The organism is Agromyces sp. NPDC057679, from assembly GCF_042799635.1.
Lineage (GTDB): Bacteria > Actinomycetota > Actinomycetes > Actinomycetales > Microbacteriaceae > Agromyces.
Genome location: NZ_JBHVIK010000004.1, coordinates 156,341 through 169,591 on the forward strand (window position 1 = coordinate 156,341; position 13,251 = coordinate 169,591).

General features: G+C 66.3%; 26 protein-coding genes. 25 read left to right on the plus strand and 1 reads right to left on the minus strand.

Annotation, left to right across the window (positions count from 1 at the left end):
* The first annotated feature begins 6 nt into the window (after nt 1-6).
* The 5 genes from ACFVAJ_RS17130 (at nt 7) to ACFVAJ_RS17150 (ending at nt 1,626) form a co-directional block, all read left to right on the plus strand.
* Nucleotides 7-330 carry a hypothetical protein gene (locus ACFVAJ_RS17130; RefSeq protein ID WP_376946178.1) on the plus strand — a complete coding sequence of 108 codons (324 nt, stop codon included), beginning with the start codon at nt 7-9 and terminating at the stop codon, nt 328-330.
* A 51-nt stretch (nt 331-381) separates the two neighbouring features.
* Nucleotides 382-699 carry a hypothetical protein gene (locus ACFVAJ_RS17135; RefSeq protein WP_376946180.1) on the plus strand — a complete coding sequence of 106 codons (318 nt, stop codon included), beginning with the start codon at nt 382-384 and terminating at the stop codon, nt 697-699.
* Nucleotides 700-751: 52 nt separating this feature from the next.
* Nucleotides 752-949: a hypothetical protein gene (locus tag ACFVAJ_RS17140; protein ID WP_376946182.1), complete on the plus strand. Its 198-nt coding sequence runs from the start codon at nt 752-754 to the stop codon at nt 947-949.
* Between the two features lie 63 nt (nt 950-1,012).
* Complete coding sequence (locus ACFVAJ_RS17145) at nt 1,013-1,222, plus strand: hypothetical protein (protein ID WP_376946184.1); 210 nt, start codon at nt 1,013-1,015, stop codon at nt 1,220-1,222.
* On the plus strand, nt 1,222-1,626 hold the full coding sequence (locus tag ACFVAJ_RS17150; RefSeq protein WP_376946186.1) for a hypothetical protein: 405 nt from the start codon (nt 1,222-1,224) through the stop codon (nt 1,624-1,626). The genes ACFVAJ_RS17145 and ACFVAJ_RS17150 overlap by 1 nt, the downstream gene beginning before the upstream one ends.
* Nucleotides 1,627-1,698: 72 nt before the next feature.
* Here the strand turns inward: ACFVAJ_RS17150 and ACFVAJ_RS17155 are convergent, their stop codons facing one another.
* Nucleotides 1,699-2,229 carry a hypothetical protein gene (locus ACFVAJ_RS17155; RefSeq protein ID WP_376946188.1) on the minus strand — a complete coding sequence of 177 codons (531 nt, stop codon included), beginning with the start codon at nt 2,227-2,229 and terminating at the stop codon, nt 1,699-1,701.
* Nucleotides 2,230-2,367: 138 nt separating this feature from the next.
* Between ACFVAJ_RS17155 and ACFVAJ_RS17160 the strand changes: the two genes are divergently transcribed.
* The 20 genes from ACFVAJ_RS17160 (at nt 2,368) to ACFVAJ_RS17255 (ending at nt 13,183) form a co-directional block, all read left to right on the plus strand.
* Nucleotides 2,368-3,633, plus strand: a complete 1,266-nt coding sequence (locus ACFVAJ_RS17160) for a sensor histidine kinase (RefSeq protein WP_376946190.1) — start codon at nt 2,368-2,370, stop codon at nt 3,631-3,633.
* Nucleotides 3,630-4,859, plus strand: a complete 1,230-nt coding sequence (locus ACFVAJ_RS17165; protein WP_376946192.1) for a hypothetical protein — start codon at nt 3,630-3,632, stop codon at nt 4,857-4,859. The genes ACFVAJ_RS17160 and ACFVAJ_RS17165 overlap by 4 nt, the downstream gene beginning before the upstream one ends.
* Nucleotides 4,859-5,425, plus strand: a complete 567-nt coding sequence (locus tag ACFVAJ_RS17170) for a hypothetical protein (protein ID WP_376946194.1) — start codon at nt 4,859-4,861, stop codon at nt 5,423-5,425. The genes ACFVAJ_RS17165 and ACFVAJ_RS17170 overlap by 1 nt, the downstream gene beginning before the upstream one ends.
* Before the next feature lie 104 nt (nt 5,426-5,529).
* Entirely contained in the window at nt 5,530-6,594 is a 1,065-nt protein-coding gene (locus tag ACFVAJ_RS17175) for a hypothetical protein (RefSeq protein WP_376946196.1), read from the plus strand.
* Between the two features lie 41 nt (nt 6,595-6,635).
* Nucleotides 6,636-7,283 carry a hypothetical protein gene (locus ACFVAJ_RS17180; RefSeq protein WP_376946198.1) on the plus strand — a complete coding sequence of 216 codons (648 nt, stop codon included), beginning with the start codon at nt 6,636-6,638 and terminating at the stop codon, nt 7,281-7,283.
* Nucleotides 7,277-7,603 carry a hypothetical protein gene (locus ACFVAJ_RS17185; protein WP_376946200.1) on the plus strand — a complete coding sequence of 109 codons (327 nt, stop codon included), beginning with the start codon at nt 7,277-7,279 and terminating at the stop codon, nt 7,601-7,603. Before ACFVAJ_RS17180 ends, ACFVAJ_RS17185 begins: the two co-directional genes overlap by 7 nt.
* An 80-nt stretch (nt 7,604-7,683) precedes the next feature.
* Complete coding sequence (locus tag ACFVAJ_RS17190; RefSeq protein WP_376946202.1) at nt 7,684-8,007, plus strand: hypothetical protein; 324 nt, start codon at nt 7,684-7,686, stop codon at nt 8,005-8,007.
* A 141-nt stretch (nt 8,008-8,148) separates the two neighbouring features.
* Entirely contained in the window at nt 8,149-8,499 is a 351-nt protein-coding gene (locus ACFVAJ_RS17195) for a hypothetical protein (RefSeq protein WP_376946204.1), read from the plus strand.
* Complete coding sequence (locus ACFVAJ_RS17200) at nt 8,492-9,112, plus strand: hypothetical protein (RefSeq protein WP_376946206.1); 621 nt, start codon at nt 8,492-8,494, stop codon at nt 9,110-9,112. The genes ACFVAJ_RS17195 and ACFVAJ_RS17200 overlap by 8 nt, the downstream gene beginning before the upstream one ends.
* A complete protein-coding gene (locus ACFVAJ_RS17205; RefSeq protein WP_376946208.1) occupies nt 9,109-9,438 on the plus strand; it encodes a DUF4031 domain-containing protein in 330 nt (109 codons plus the stop codon). Before ACFVAJ_RS17200 ends, ACFVAJ_RS17205 begins: the two co-directional genes overlap by 4 nt.
* Nucleotides 9,431-9,640, plus strand: coding sequence for a hypothetical protein (locus ACFVAJ_RS17210; RefSeq protein ID WP_376946210.1), 210 nt, complete (start codon nt 9,431-9,433; stop codon nt 9,638-9,640). The genes ACFVAJ_RS17205 and ACFVAJ_RS17210 overlap by 8 nt, the downstream gene beginning before the upstream one ends.
* Nucleotides 9,637-10,104 carry a hypothetical protein gene (locus tag ACFVAJ_RS17215; RefSeq protein WP_376946212.1) on the plus strand — a complete coding sequence of 156 codons (468 nt, stop codon included), beginning with the start codon at nt 9,637-9,639 and terminating at the stop codon, nt 10,102-10,104. Before ACFVAJ_RS17210 ends, ACFVAJ_RS17215 begins: the two co-directional genes overlap by 4 nt.
* The gene (locus ACFVAJ_RS17220; RefSeq protein ID WP_376946214.1) at nt 10,101-10,367 is read left to right on the plus strand and encodes a hypothetical protein; all 267 of its coding nucleotides are present in this window, start codon (nt 10,101-10,103) and stop codon (nt 10,365-10,367) included. The genes ACFVAJ_RS17215 and ACFVAJ_RS17220 overlap by 4 nt, the downstream gene beginning before the upstream one ends.
* Nucleotides 10,360-10,593 carry a hypothetical protein gene (locus ACFVAJ_RS17225; protein WP_376946216.1) on the plus strand — a complete coding sequence of 78 codons (234 nt, stop codon included), beginning with the start codon at nt 10,360-10,362 and terminating at the stop codon, nt 10,591-10,593. Before ACFVAJ_RS17220 ends, ACFVAJ_RS17225 begins: the two co-directional genes overlap by 8 nt.
* 278 nt (nt 10,594-10,871) lie before the next feature.
* Nucleotides 10,872-11,054, plus strand: coding sequence for a hypothetical protein (locus ACFVAJ_RS17230; RefSeq protein WP_376946218.1), 183 nt, complete (start codon nt 10,872-10,874; stop codon nt 11,052-11,054).
* Nucleotides 11,055-11,065: 11 nt separating this feature from the next.
* Nucleotides 11,066-11,497 carry a hypothetical protein gene (locus tag ACFVAJ_RS17235; protein WP_376946220.1) on the plus strand — a complete coding sequence of 144 codons (432 nt, stop codon included), beginning with the start codon at nt 11,066-11,068 and terminating at the stop codon, nt 11,495-11,497.
* 22 nt (nt 11,498-11,519) lie between these two features.
* Nucleotides 11,520-11,873, plus strand: coding sequence for a hypothetical protein (locus ACFVAJ_RS17240; protein WP_376946222.1), 354 nt, complete (start codon nt 11,520-11,522; stop codon nt 11,871-11,873).
* A complete protein-coding gene (locus ACFVAJ_RS17245; RefSeq protein WP_376946224.1) occupies nt 11,870-12,424 on the plus strand; it encodes a hypothetical protein in 555 nt (184 codons plus the stop codon). Before ACFVAJ_RS17240 ends, ACFVAJ_RS17245 begins: the two co-directional genes overlap by 4 nt.
* Complete coding sequence (locus ACFVAJ_RS17250; protein WP_376946226.1) at nt 12,417-12,716, plus strand: hypothetical protein; 300 nt, start codon at nt 12,417-12,419, stop codon at nt 12,714-12,716. The genes ACFVAJ_RS17245 and ACFVAJ_RS17250 overlap by 8 nt, the downstream gene beginning before the upstream one ends.
* Nucleotides 12,713-13,183: a hypothetical protein gene (locus ACFVAJ_RS17255; RefSeq protein ID WP_376946228.1), complete on the plus strand. Its 471-nt coding sequence runs from the start codon at nt 12,713-12,715 to the stop codon at nt 13,181-13,183. Before ACFVAJ_RS17250 ends, ACFVAJ_RS17255 begins: the two co-directional genes overlap by 4 nt.
* Nucleotides 13,184-13,251 lie beyond the last annotated feature (68 nt).

A 13,251-nucleotide genomic window follows, 5' to 3' on the forward strand; every position in this document is an offset into this window, starting at 1 on the left:
CAACGCATGGGCCTTGAAGCCAGCTTCGCTGTCGTCTCAGTTCGCCCGAGCACCAGTGAGCGCTCCGTCAAGCTCATCAGTTCGAACGCCGGCTATCTCCCGTTGGACCCGAAGGTCTGGGTCACCACCGGCCGTCTCGGGTACGCGGACATGATCGAGGCGGAGGCGCGAGCGCTGCGGGAGACCCTCCCCGATGGAGCCGAGCTCTGGTACACCCACGACCACGTCCAAGACCTGGAAGCCCTCGACGACGCAATCGCGGATGACATGGCGGTTCAAGTGGACGACGAGTTCTTCGAGGCACTGAAGCTTCGGGCCGAAGCCGGCTAACCCGGAGCCGACTTCGCCTCCAGCAACCAAGAACCGACCGAAGGGAACCCGATGGCCGTCGATGTCGTCTTCGCGCTCGTCTCCACCCGCGACGGCGTCAGATCCATCAAGCTCGCGCACTCGATCGCCCGGTACATCTCCCCGAAACCAGAGGCCGAGCACACCGCGGTCAGACTCAACTACTGGACGATCATCGAGTCGGAAGCACGCACGCTGCTGCAGGTCTCACCGGAAGGCACCGAGGTTTGGTACAGCCCAGACAGCATCCTCGACCTCGAAGACCTCGATGACGAAGCCGCCCGAGGCGAAGCCGTGAAGGTGGACGACGAGTTCTTTCGAAGGATGGCCGCCAAAGCTCTCGCCGACTAGATCTGGCCTGGCAGCCTGACCCGCGCATGTCGCCAGCGACGAAAGGACCAGCATGTCGCTGCGAATCACCCTCACCCTCGAACTTCCCGACGACGTCACCCCAGACGACTACGCCGAAGCGCTCCGAGCCGAAGCGAACGAATGGGGAGCATCCATGCACCGCACCATCACGTCCGACAAGGAGCTCGGCGAGCCCACCCCGGTCGCTGACGAGCACACCGGTGAGTACCGGATCGACAGGCTCGTCTGACCGGGTTCCGCGCATGAAGTCTTCGAGAAGAAGGAGACGAAACGGATGAAGCTCGATAGGGACATGGAAGTCACCACCGACTGGCCGGGATCAAGCGCAATGACGCTACAGGTCGAAGGGAACGACCTCGTCAGTGTGACCGATATCGACTGGGAGACCGGCGGTGCTTGGATCAAGGTCTACGAGTCCACCCACCCGGATGCCGCGATCATCTTCGAAGGCCGTGTGAATCTCGCCGCTCACCTCGACGCCGAGGATGAGGAGGAGGACTGATGGCGGAGTTCACCGTCACGCTCGATGTCTTCCCTGACCTCGATGAGGGCGGGTTCGTGCCGTCCCATGAGGGCGCCGTCCTCGCCGCCGTCCAGCTGTTGGAGCTGATGGCGTTGAACGGTGGGCTTGGCAAGCTCATCTACCGGACGAAGGAGAACGCGACCGGGCTCACCGCCCAGATCGACCTCGGCGACCCGAGCCAGAGCACCCGAGAGTGCCTGGAAGGTTGCGGCGAAGAGCTTCCATACGAGTCCGCGATGATGACCTGCGAAGAGTGCGGGTCGAAGGAGAAGTGCGGATACTGCGGAGAGCTCAACGACCCGGAAGACCTCACCGAAAAGCTTCGGTTCTGCTCAAGCTGCGTGCACAACGCCCGCCGCAGCGGATTCGACGGTGAACTGTGAAGCCCAGCGAGAAAACCGCCGGCAGATGAACGAGCCGAAGGCCTGGACGATCACCGTCCAGGCCTTCGCTGTTCAACCGTCGATCGTCTCGTCGATCACCTGACGGGCGGATTCCAGTGACATGCCCTGCTCCACGGCGATGAGCCGCAGCGTCTGGTGCTGCTGGTACCGGGTCGTGTAGTCGGACAGGAGCGCCTTGACCGCGAGCTCCACATCGGTGTCACCGTCCGTTGCCGGCACCCCGATGTAGGACAGGAACTCGGGCCCGCCGTTCGTGAGCTCGCGTGCGCACACCAGGTGCGCCTCCACCGGGCCGCGGCCGCCGAACGGGAACTCCAACGTCCACCACACGACAGACCGGTCAGACCGTCGCGGGCGCACCCCGCCGAGGAACACCGCCGCGAGCCGGACGAACGTGAGCGCTGAAGACCTGGCTTCGCTGCGATCGCGGCGGCTCGCGTCATCGCCCCACCGGGCGACATCAGCGAACAACGCCGCCTCGAGCTCAGAACCGGCAGCCCCGCCCTGAACCTCGCACCGGGGGAGCAGCGACGCTGCAGCCCGCACGAGCCGGGTGGTCTCCGAAAGCGTCAGATCCGTCATGATCTCTCCTCACGGAGGCGGCACGCAGTGTCGGCAACTCCGCCGAACAAGTGGCTGCTTCCACCTCCGCTACGTGCTACGCCGCAGAAACCGAATTCACCAGTAGAACCCGATTTTCGATCCCCGAATCATCGACCTATGATCCCCACGGACGATTCGCGCTCACCTGGGAAGCACGACGTGGGTATTGGGGATTCAGTGGCTCTCGTCACAGCGGAAGCCGCCGCACAGACAGAACCGGCAACACCGACCGCAGACCGGCTCAGGCGGCAGCAAGGGCTGCTGCTCGGCCGGCTCGTCATCATCGCCGTCTCAGCCGGGACGGTCGCGATGGCCGCAGCCTTCCTCGCATCGACGCACCTGTCGTTCATCGCCGTCCTCGCAGCCCTCGTGCTCATCTCGTTCGCCCTCGCGGCCGCCGTCCTGTTTGTACGGTTCGACTCCATCCCGATTGCCGTGACCATGACGGTGCTCATCGCCGCCGCGAGCGTGATCGCCTCTACCACACCGATCGGTTCGAACCGTGAGCTCGGCATCACCGTCGGCGCCACCGTCACCGCCCCATCCATCGCGATCTCGTTGATGGCGAGTCGCCGCGGCGTCGCAGCGATCTTCGGATGCATGACCATCAGCCTCGTCGCTGTCGGATTCGCAGTCATCGTCGGTGGAGCCAGCTTGTTCCTCGTCATGGCGTGCACGATCGGGTGGGCGACAGCGACCCTCGTCGGCGCGCAGATCGTCCTCGCGGTGAACAAGACCGAAATCCGGCTCGCCGAAGTGGACGCCGCCTACGACGCCGAACATGCTGCGTCCGTGATCGCGACCCGGAAACGACAGGAAGCACGGCTCCTTCACGACACCGTCCTCGCAACCCTCAGCCTCGTCGCCCACGGCGGCCGAGGTGTGGACCCGGACAGCCTCCGCCGGCAAGCGGACGTTGACTCGCGGATGCTGAAGAACCTCCGCCTCACCGGCGTCGCGGAACACGACCCCACCCCGTTCCTGAAACCGGTGCCTGACGAGTTCGAACTCGGGGTGACGTTCGAATCCGTCAGGCACCGGTTCGCCGGGCTCGGGCTGTCCGTCAACTGGCACGGCGAAGGGAAGCTCGTCGCACCGAAGGAACGAATCGACGCGCTCGTCGGCGCCGTCGGCGAGTGCCTCGAGAACGTGCGCCGGCACTCCGGGGTGGACCAAGCAGATGTGACCGTCTCAAGCGACGACGGCACCATCCGGGCAATGGTCACCGACCAAGGCTCCGGGTTCGACCAGAGCAACGTGAAGGCCGGGAAGCTCGGCTTCGCCGAATCCATCGTCGGACGGCTGGAAAGCGTCGGCGGCCGAGTGCGGGTGTTCTCCTCACCGGGAGCCGGCACCACCATCATGTTGGAAGTGCCACGATGATCGAACAACCGCCAAGCCTCATACAGCGTCGCATCAGGGATGTCGTCCAAGCCGCCCAAGGAGGCCGACGGGTTGCCGCCGGTGCGCTGCTCGCAGCGACCATCATCGTGTCCGGGCTCTTCATCGTTGCGGCCTCGACAAGCAGCCGATACCCGGAAGGGGCCGGCGGCTGGCCCGCCTGGATGACGTTCTGGGTGACGTTCAGCGCGGTCGCGATCACCGCAGTTCGCGTGGACGGCCGACTGCCGGACTGGGTGTTCGTCATCGTGATCGCCGGCACCCTCACAACGGCGCTGCTCGACATACGGGCAACCTGGGGGCTCCTCGACCATTCGGTGTACCTGACCGCCGCACCAGCAGCCGGGGCGATGCTGATGGTCGTCGCCGCGCAGCGCGGCATCACCGCACCGCTGATCCTCGCCTCGATCATTGCCGCAGGGGAGTTCGCTGCGATGCTCATCCCGTACAACCACGCCGACCTCCTCGCCACCTCGAAGGTGGGCGCCGTCGGGATTACCGTGTTCCCGTTGGTGATGACCGTGGTCGCTGTGCAGGGGTTCCGAAGCATCGTCAACAACGAGCTCGCGCTGTCACAGGCGCGGACCACCGCCCGAGCCGGCAACGAACTCATCGGCCCCGAAGACTCCGATGAGATCGCACGGCTCGACCAAGCAGCGGAAAGTCTCCTCGAGCGTGTCGCCTGGGGGACCGACCTGGACCCCGCCACGTCCGATCGAGCGGCGACCCTCGCGACCGCGCTCCGAGCCCGCCTCCTCGACGACCGCAGTGAGACCTGGTTGAAGCTCGCCGTTGACCAGTCCGAATACCTGAGCCGGCACGTCATCGTCCATGACGACGAAGCAGACGCAGGCCTCCTCGGTCCCGATCAGCGAGACGGGCTCCTCGTCGGAATGTGGCTGCTCGCCTCACATGACCGGCAAGCGCAAGGCGTGTTCAAGATCCACGTCGTCGTCACGAAGAGCGGACACCGGGAAGCGACTGTCGGGATCAACGTCTCCGGAGTCCAGATCAGGGACATCGATGCGACCGTCTGGGATTCGCTTCACCGGGTCGGACGGATCACCTCCCAGGCCGGCAACGACGGGTTCGCCTTGTCGATCTCCACTCGGCCGCCGGCCCCCGATAGCAGCCATGTCGTTGACCGCAACCGCCGAACGCGCCGTAACCTCGCCGATCGAGCACACACCGAGAAGAGCCGAGCCTGATGGGATCCCGCGCTGACACCCGCACGACCGGGCTCGGATCCGTCGCCGACACCCTCACCCGGCCCCGTGACCCGAAAGCCCGGAAGACGAGCACGCACCCGGCGTTGATCCCTGCGATCATCGGTGCCGTTGCGGCGATGGTGGCGGTGTTCGGGATGGCCGGATGGGTGAGCCTGGTCGGGAAGTTCGCTGTCGTCGTCGCCATCCAAGCTGTCGGGTTCTGGGGGTTCACCGCGCTCGGCTACCGGCCGTTCTCGGTGGTCGGATGGAAGGTGACGTACCCGCCGTTCGTGGCGTTGATCCTCCTTGCAGGATGGGTGCACACCGATGTGGACGACCCGGACAACACCTTGCAGTTCGTGATCGTGGCACTGGCGACCATGGCGATCCTGCCCGTGCTCGGGTTCCTCATCGGGCCGCCAGCGCCGCCGTCCGTGCAGGAACCGGAATGGTTCGTCATCTTCATGCTGGTGGTCGCGTTCCTGATCCTGTTCGCGGTCGCCTGGTTCAACGCCGACCCGCAGTGCGACCTGCGAACCTCCGACGTATGCACGATCCCATGGTGACGACCGAGTCGAAGTAGTCCTGTTCGGCCCCCGAACGGGTTCTCCCGCACCGGCGCACGCGTCGATAGCCTGACCGGAATCCCTACACACCCCGGAGGTAGTACGTGTCCGACCCGAACAAGCCTGTCGAGCCGTGGCTGCTGAAAGTGGACACGTTCCTTAAGAAGGTGAAGGCCGGGTTCGCTGCTTTCGTGAACTGGCTGGCGAACCTCGACGGGAAGGGCCCCGGTCGTGACGAGTCGACACCGGGGACCGCGAAGCGTTGGTCTCGAGGGGTGAAGATCTGGGCGATCGCCGGCGCTGGCGCGCTCGTTGCTGCGATCATCGTCGTCCCGATCGTCGTGAACGCCGTCAACACCGCCCAAGCTGAGGCGATCGCAGCCGAGGAAGCGCGGGTCGCCGCGGAAGAACGCGCAGCCGAGGAGAAGGCCGAGGAGGAAGAGAAAGAGCGGGAGGAGAAGGAGGCGAAGGAGAAGCGCGACAAGCAGGAACGTGAAGCGCTCCTCATCGCGCCGGAGAAGATCGCGGAGATCGACGCCGCCCTGAAAGCATCCCCGTGGGCTGCACCCGAGGACGTCGCGACGCTGACGAAGGCGCGGAACGACCTGCAAGCTGCCGTCGATCAGAAGTCCGGCAGAGGCGCCTACCTCGCGCTGGCGTACCTCAAACCGATCACCGAGATGATCGGCACCCAAGAGGAAGCCGCCGCGAAGACGTTCTTCGCCGCCCTCGAAACCGCCGGAACCCCGGTCACCGACCCGAACAGCAGCGACTCCAAAGCCAAAGCCGCGGAAGCTCAAGCATGGTGCGACACCCTGAGGCGGAACTGGTCAGGGGACCGCGGCCTCGCTGCCGCAAGCCTCCGCGGAAGCCTGCCCACCGACCGGGAAGCAGCACTCACCGCACTCTGCCCGGACATGCGAGGCGTCAAGGACGCCGCCGACCAGATGCTCGCAGACGGCCGACGCACCGTCGGACAGAACGTCGCCGCCGGCACCTGGCGGACACTCGGGAAAGTGACCGACTGCTACTGGGAGCGCTCCAGCGGCAGCGGCGAGATCCTCGCCAACGACTTCATCACCCTCGCCCCCGACGGGGTATCCGTCGAGGTGTACGACGGGGAAGGGTTCACCGTCCAAGGCTGCGGACTCTGGGAGAAGGTCGGCTGACCGAACCCCGCGCATGAGGTCTCCGACAGAAGGAGACCCTCATGGCAGCGTTCGGTACATGGCGACCGATGAACCTCAACCAGGACCCCGCCCCGTACATCGACAAGTACGGCGACCGGATTGACTGGAAAGCCGAAGACGCACAGCTGGACGCACGGCCGGAGTTCACCCCCGAGCTCTGCGACCCGGTGAACTCGATCATCTACCAGTTCCGTTGCCACTTCGAGATCATGAACAACCGCGAGTGGAACCGCAGCAAGGTCATCTCCGAAGCGCGCCGGTACCTCGGAGCGGTCACCCTGATCCTCCACGCCGACCACGGTGTCGCGCTGCCAGACTGGTATGACGGGCCGACCGAGATCCCCGCCGAGTACAAGGACACCGACAGCGACACCGTCGCTGCGTTCGTCCTCCGCGAGGTCCTCACCGGAGGGTACGGCGACCAGCTTCGCACCCCTGAGCTCGACAAGCCGATGCTCGACCACACCGTCCGGTTCTTCAACAGGTACATCCCGTGGGTGGAGAACGCCGACACCGTGACGTGGCCGCGCAAGACGGACGGCAACCGGCGAGACCACGGGATCCTGTACGCCGAACGAGCGTTCAAGCGTGCCGCCATCGACAACCCGAACCTCGACAAAGAGTCGTTCATCGCCGGGTACCGGTTCAGCCAGGAGCAGGAGTGGTGACACCCGAAGATCGACCCAACTGCATCTGCGGCAGTTGCGGGCATTCAGACCACAAGCTTCCCGGTTCCGGCCGATGCGAGCACGCCGACGGCGGTTGCGAATGCGAGGAAGCCGAATACGACGTGCTCAGGGCGGGCTGGTCTGAGCGGGAATCCACGAAGACCGACCAGGCCGCCGCCGAAGCACTCGATGAAGCCGCAGACGCGGTGCACGAACGGTTCGCCGGCTCCCTGCTCACCGACGCCGAGAGCGATTTCGTCGCGGACTGGCTGCGCCTGCTCGCACAGAAGCGTCGCGGCATCGACCCGTTGGACACCTGAACGCCGTCTGCGGTGCACCCCGCGCATGACCTTGTCGACAAGACCGGACCGGAAGGCCCGACCGACGACAGGAGATCAGCATGCCGCTGCCCCGATACACGAGCGACTCGATGACGACGTTCGAGGGCCACGAGTTCCAGAACGGGGCGGTCGTCCCGACGATCACCGACCGCGAGACGGAGCAGGTGATCGCACACGTCGCCACCCCGGAGGCTGCCGACCTGATCGCCCGCTCCCTGAACCTGCAGGAGTCCGCCTACCGGCTCCGTGACCTCGACGGCACCGACGACGCCGCCCGCTGGCTCACCGCCGGGCACGTCCTCAGCGAGCTCGACGTGGAGTTCATCCGCGGGCTCCTCATCGTCCCCCTGCAGCCCGTCTGCGACGACGGAGAGGTGCAGTGATGCCGCAGGACCGTCAGCCGATCAGCAGCCAAGCCGGCCTCAGCTCCTTCGCGCGAACCCCGGTGTACCTCGCGAACGTCAAGATCCCCACACCGAGGATCTCCTCGCCCGACGGTCCGACCGGCTACAGCGAGGGAGCCCGTGGATAGCGCAGACCCTCGGACGATCGCAGAGAAGACGTACGCCGGGTGGAAGAACCCGAACCCGTGGCCGCGCGACTGGCCGGACAGCCCTGAATCCAGGGAGGTCATCATCAGCCTGCTCGCCGCGGCCGTCACCGCCGAACGCGACCGGATCCATTCCGAGGTCCGCTCGATGGCGTGCTACGGGCCGAACCCGGCCGAGATGGAGTTCGATGTCGGCCCGTTCGCCCGAACCCAGGTGCTCGACGTGATCCGCAGCGACGAATCGGAAGCGAAACCGCGACGAGAACGCCGCACCCGCCCCACCCGCGCGATCGCGACAACCTCCGAGGAGCACCGCAATGCCTGACCCGTACAAGCCGACGATCGACGAGATCCTCTTCGAGCTCCGCACCTGCGCGACCACGGACACGAACGTCATGCCCGTGGAAGGGTTCGACGCGGCGATCGCCGACCTCCGCGCCCAGATCGAAGCTGCAGAGCGCGAGAAGGTGCGGCCGATGCCCGAGATGACCGAGCGGCAAGCCGAAGCGTGGCCGGACGCGATCGCCGAAGCGCAGCGATACGTCGACACCAGCACCATCTCCGAGAGCCTCACCCACTGGTACTGGGCGGTTCGCTGGGAGGACGAGACCCGACCCGGCCGCGGGCACGCGATGACGGCCACCTGGTCCGACGGGGAGTACCACGTCGAGATCAGCATGGACGTCTACGGCAACCCTCGAGTCGCCGTCGCCGAAGTCGACTGGCTGCACAACGGATCCGACGAAGAGTGCGGCTGCGCGTACTGCGAAGCTGAACGTCACGACGACGACGACGACGACGACGACGACGACGGCTCGAGCAGAGTCGTCGACACGATCGCGGCCGCCAAGATCCTCGGCGACGCCGGATGCCCTCCAACCACACAACAGCTCGCGGCCGCGCTCGGGGCGGCAATCACCCGAGAGCAGTCCCAGTGACCGTCTACGTCGACAACGCCCGCATCCCGGCAGCAGTGCCGAACGGACGCAACACAGTCCGCGGAGTCTGGTGCCACATGACGGCCGACACCCGCGACGAGCTCGACGAAATGGCCGACCGACTGGGCCTCAAGCGGACGTGGATCCAGCACCCAGGCACCTGGAAAGAGCATTACGACGTCACCGAGCCGAAACGCCGAGCAGCGGTGGCCGCCGGCGCCGTCGAAGTCGAAGCGCTCGCACACATGCGGAACTTCCTGATGCCGCGCATGAGGGGGCTGTCCGCCACCGAAACCGGGCATCGAGAGGAAGACCACCGTGGGTGAAATCTGGGGCACCTCGCTCGTGCGCCGGCAGCCTGACGGCGAGCACAAGGTGCTCAACTTCGAAGCCGCAGCCGACGAGCACGCCGCACGTCAGGAAGTAGCAAACACACCGACTCCCGACTACCGGTACTTCCTCGCCGTGACCCGCGTGGAGATCATCGACCCCACCCCGAAACCGGCAACCGAAAGGGCAGCACCGTGACCCAGCCGAACCTCGGCCTCGAGCAGCTCGGCCTCGAGCAGCTCGGCCTCGAGCTCCGAGCGACCCCTTCGATCAAGAAGGGCGACACCGTCGTCGACCAGTGCGCGCAGTGCGGAACGCTGGTCGTCTGGCCGCCACTCGGTGACAGCTGGGGGCTCGGACGGAAGAAGCACCTCGACCTGTGCCCCTCATGCGAGCACCCATCAGGGCAGTGGTGGCGCCAGAGGTTCCCTGTCGGGCCCGTGCAGAGGATCGCCGGCGCAACGCCGGTGGCCTGCGCGGCATCCATGTCGGCAGAGGGGAGCGACCGTGCACGGTGGAATGCCGTCGAGGACGCCGTAACCGCGATGACGGCGATGGTGAAAGCCCTGGAGGGCAACGACCTCGCCGAGGTCGCCCGACACGCAGCCGAACTCGCCGCCTCTGCACACCTTGTCGCCGAGCCGAAGGACACCACCCCGTGAAGGTCAAGACGATCAACCTCGACCCAGACGAGCTGCCCGAGACGATCACCGTCAAGCTCACCCGCGCCGAGGCGATCACGATCGCCGGGATGTGCGGGAAGCTCTCGCCCGCCACCGCGGAGGCGTCAGGGCTCGACTACTCGGCGGCCTCCGAGGTCTACAACGGACTCGTCGGCACAGTTTTCAACCGGTTCTGGGAGGACGGCCTCAACGAGGCGAGAACCACCATCGGCCCAGAGGGATCGGAGGCCGGACGTGGATGAAGTCCAGGAGCGGTGGATCGTCATCTGGTTCCCACCGGACGTCCCGAAGAAGGAGCGCGCGTTTCTAAGCGATGGTGCGGCCCGCAAGTTCGCGCAGTCGGATGATGTGCTCGACATGGCCCCGATGATGGTTCACCGGATGACGACGATCGTCGTCGAGGAGCGCATCGTTGTGCCGCTTTTCACCCGCGAACACGACGCTCGAGAGGAGGCCGGACGTGGCTGAGATCGTACAGTGCGAATTCGAGTTCGCCCCCGGGGTTCGCTGCCAGATGGAAGCAGGACACGATGAGCCGTACTACCCGTACCTCGATCGTGGCCAATGGGGTGAGTACAGCACCGTCCTCTCCCGCGGCTCCTCCCACCAGGTGAAAGCCGACCCACCGCCGCTGCCTTCACGGGAGTCATGGACCGGGCACGAGCGACGAGACACGGTCTCGAGCTGGCCGAAGTTCTACGTGCGAGACGCCGTGGCTGACCCCGCCGCACCCGAGGAGAACGTCTGTGGCTGAGTGGGAGGTCGACATCAAGGTCAGGCGCAACGGACGTCTGGTCGAGCGCAGTCTCGCGCGCGGCGACCGTCCCGAGACGGCTCTCTACTCCGCCCACAACGACCTCGAGCGCTGGGCGCAGGCTCACCCCGAGAACACCCCTGGGCCCGACACCTCAGAGGACGGTGGCTCGTGAGCGCGACGCGGATGGTGACCATCAAGTGCGACAAGCGCCAGTGCGGGCGGATAAGCGATGCAGGAGTCGCCGACACCGCCGGACGTGCTCGGGCGCGGCTCGCCGGCGCTGGGTGGCGGCTGAACGTCCCCTGCTCGGACGGCATCCGCCGCGACTACTGCCCCGACCACTCGGGAGGCCCGAAACCCGAGACTGCTGAGGGCGCGCGGAACGATCAACTGATCGGTGTGCTCGCTCTGCACCAGTGGCACATCGCACGCTGGGGTGACGGCAGCGGCGGCTTCTGCTGGCGCTGCTCCTGCGGCGTCATGGACTGGGGCACCGGCGCCGAGAACCCCGAACGCTACGAGCGGTACGAGACGAACGCGGACGCAGCCGCCGCAGCTGTCCGGCACATCGCAGCGGCGATCGCAGCGACCGACGGCCAGGCCAACGATGGCTGAACGATGCGCCCGCGGGCACTTCATGGCCGAGGAGGACGACTACGCCTTCGAGGGGTACGTCGAAGGCTCCGTGTTCGTGTGCCGCGCAGCCGAATGCGTTGCGGAGCAGGAAGAAGCTGACGCCCGGTACTGGGCAAACTTCGACGTCGAGGCGATGCGCCAGGCGTTCGAAGAACATGACGACCGAGAGGAAGACCGGATGCACGTGAAGATCGGAGACATCGTGCGCCTGCGAGGCGGACGAGCAAGATGGAAGGTCATCGACGTGATCGGCGACCGCGCCTACCTCGAGTCCGGCGACAAACACACCGAACCGCCCGCACGCCTCGCCGACCTGACCGTCATCGAGTCCGCCGAGCCTGACGATCACGCATGAGCGCAGACCTCATCTACCAGCCCGGCATCCTGGGCGACGCCGAGTTTCTTGAGCTCGAGAAGAAGGTTGCCGCCCAGCTCGCACAGAAGCGACTCGAAGCGACAGCGGCCGCCGCGAAGCGACGTGACGAAGACCAGGCGCGCCGCGAAGCTGAGGTGAAGTTCCACACCGTGACGGTCACCACCCGTCCCGAAGAGGCCGGCACACCGGACGAGTACCGAGTCGTCGACGAAGTCGCATTCACCTGCACCGCACCGGATGACGCCGAATGCCGCTCGTACCCGGAGTGCGACTGCGAGTCGTGGACATGGAACGACGACCGCACCGGCGACGAGTGGGGTCACCCTCGCGTTCCGGGGAGGCAATGCTGGCTCGCCGGGTGGTTCGACGCCGAAGGGGCAATCTACGCCGGCATCAACGGCGACGAGATGCGTGACGACCTGATCCCCGCACGAGACTTCTCGGGCCCCATCATCACCACCTGGTGCCATGAGTGGGTCGAGTGGGAGTTCGCCGCGCCCGACACTCGAGCGGACACCAGCCATGAGTAAGCGCCGCGAGATCGTCCGCACCCGAAAGCACGGATGGTGCGACCAGGAGTTCGCGCACCCCGGCGAGATCAACCCCGGCGACGTCGTGCTCGTCACGACGTACATGCCGACCGACGAAGCGGTCCGCGACTTCGGCGTGCCACCGTGGACGAGGACGCGCACCTGCGCGTGGTGCGTCCGACGCGACATGGAAGACCGCCACGAGCGCGAGCGGATGAAGCCGGCACTGGTGGTGCGGTGGCGCGAGCTCACCGGTGCTGCTGAACCTGAAGGACTGGAGGGAAGCCGTTGAGCCGAGTCGCGCGCAGCCCCGAGGCGCTCTGGTCGGAACCGCTCCGATCAGCGAAACGTCGCCGCTGCGACGGGCACCTGACCGGTCCCCACTTCATCGAGGCGGGCGACCTGCTCGTCTGGGCGGCGCTGCCCCCAGGCGGCGACTACGGCACCGAGCGGTGGCAGCACAAAGCGTTCTGCGTCGAACAGTGCGCACCCGCCCCGGGAGCGTCGCGAAAGGCAGCGCCTGGACTGCAGACCGCCGCCGAGATCACCAGCGCCGCGCTGCACGCCGCGATCGCGGAAGGCTTGGCCGTGCTCAGCGAACGGGAGCGAGAACTGTTCGACCGGATCTACCCAGCCCTGAACGATTCGACCCTCGCCGAGGCGTACGACCTGATCCGGCGCACCCTGAACAAGAAGCGAAGCTACGCGGACGGTGACGACCGGATGGAGCGCGGGCGCTCCGCCTCAGCAGCCGGTTGACGACCGTCTCGCCGCAGGTTGGCGACCGCGCATGGACTCCTCGACAAGTGATTGACCAAGGAGGCCAT

Excerpts from the sequence above, each read along its gene's own strand:
- ACFVAJ_RS17145 (WP_376946184.1), top strand. The coding sequence starts at position 1,013 with ATGGAAGTCACCACCGACTGGCCGGGATCAAGCGCAATGACGCTACAG.
- ACFVAJ_RS17240 (WP_376946222.1), top strand. The coding sequence starts at position 11,520 with ATGGCCGAGGAGGACGACTACGCCTTCGAGGGGTACGTCGAAGGCTCC.
- ACFVAJ_RS17150 (WP_376946186.1), top strand. The coding sequence starts at position 1,222 with ATGGCGGAGTTCACCGTCACGCTCGATGTCTTCCCTGACCTCGATGAG.
- ACFVAJ_RS17180 (WP_376946198.1), top strand. The coding sequence starts at position 6,636 with ATGGCAGCGTTCGGTACATGGCGACCGATGAACCTCAACCAGGACCCC.
- ACFVAJ_RS17135 (WP_376946180.1), top strand. The coding sequence starts at position 382 with ATGGCCGTCGATGTCGTCTTCGCGCTCGTCTCCACCCGCGACGGCGTC.
- ACFVAJ_RS17140 (WP_376946182.1), top strand. The coding sequence starts at position 752 with ATGTCGCTGCGAATCACCCTCACCCTCGAACTTCCCGACGACGTCACC.
- ACFVAJ_RS17155 (WP_376946188.1), bottom strand. The coding sequence starts at position 2,229 with ATGACGGATCTGACGCTTTCGGAGACCACCCGGCTCGTGCGGGCTGCA.
- ACFVAJ_RS17165 (WP_376946192.1), top strand. The coding sequence starts at position 3,630 with ATGATCGAACAACCGCCAAGCCTCATACAGCGTCGCATCAGGGATGTC.
- ACFVAJ_RS17170 (WP_376946194.1), top strand. The coding sequence starts at position 4,859 with ATGGGATCCCGCGCTGACACCCGCACGACCGGGCTCGGATCCGTCGCC.
- ACFVAJ_RS17235 (WP_376946220.1), top strand. The coding sequence starts at position 11,066 with ATGGTGACCATCAAGTGCGACAAGCGCCAGTGCGGGCGGATAAGCGAT.
- ACFVAJ_RS17190 (WP_376946202.1), top strand. The coding sequence starts at position 7,684 with ATGCCGCTGCCCCGATACACGAGCGACTCGATGACGACGTTCGAGGGC.
- ACFVAJ_RS17130 (WP_376946178.1), top strand. The coding sequence starts at position 7 with ATGGGCCTTGAAGCCAGCTTCGCTGTCGTCTCAGTTCGCCCGAGCACC.
- ACFVAJ_RS17250 (WP_376946226.1), top strand. The coding sequence starts at position 12,417 with ATGAGTAAGCGCCGCGAGATCGTCCGCACCCGAAAGCACGGATGGTGC.
- ACFVAJ_RS17200 (WP_376946206.1), top strand. The coding sequence starts at position 8,492 with ATGCCTGACCCGTACAAGCCGACGATCGACGAGATCCTCTTCGAGCTC.
- ACFVAJ_RS17245 (WP_376946224.1), top strand. The coding sequence starts at position 11,870 with ATGAGCGCAGACCTCATCTACCAGCCCGGCATCCTGGGCGACGCCGAG.
- ACFVAJ_RS17160 (WP_376946190.1), top strand. The coding sequence starts at position 2,368 with ATGATCCCCACGGACGATTCGCGCTCACCTGGGAAGCACGACGTGGGT.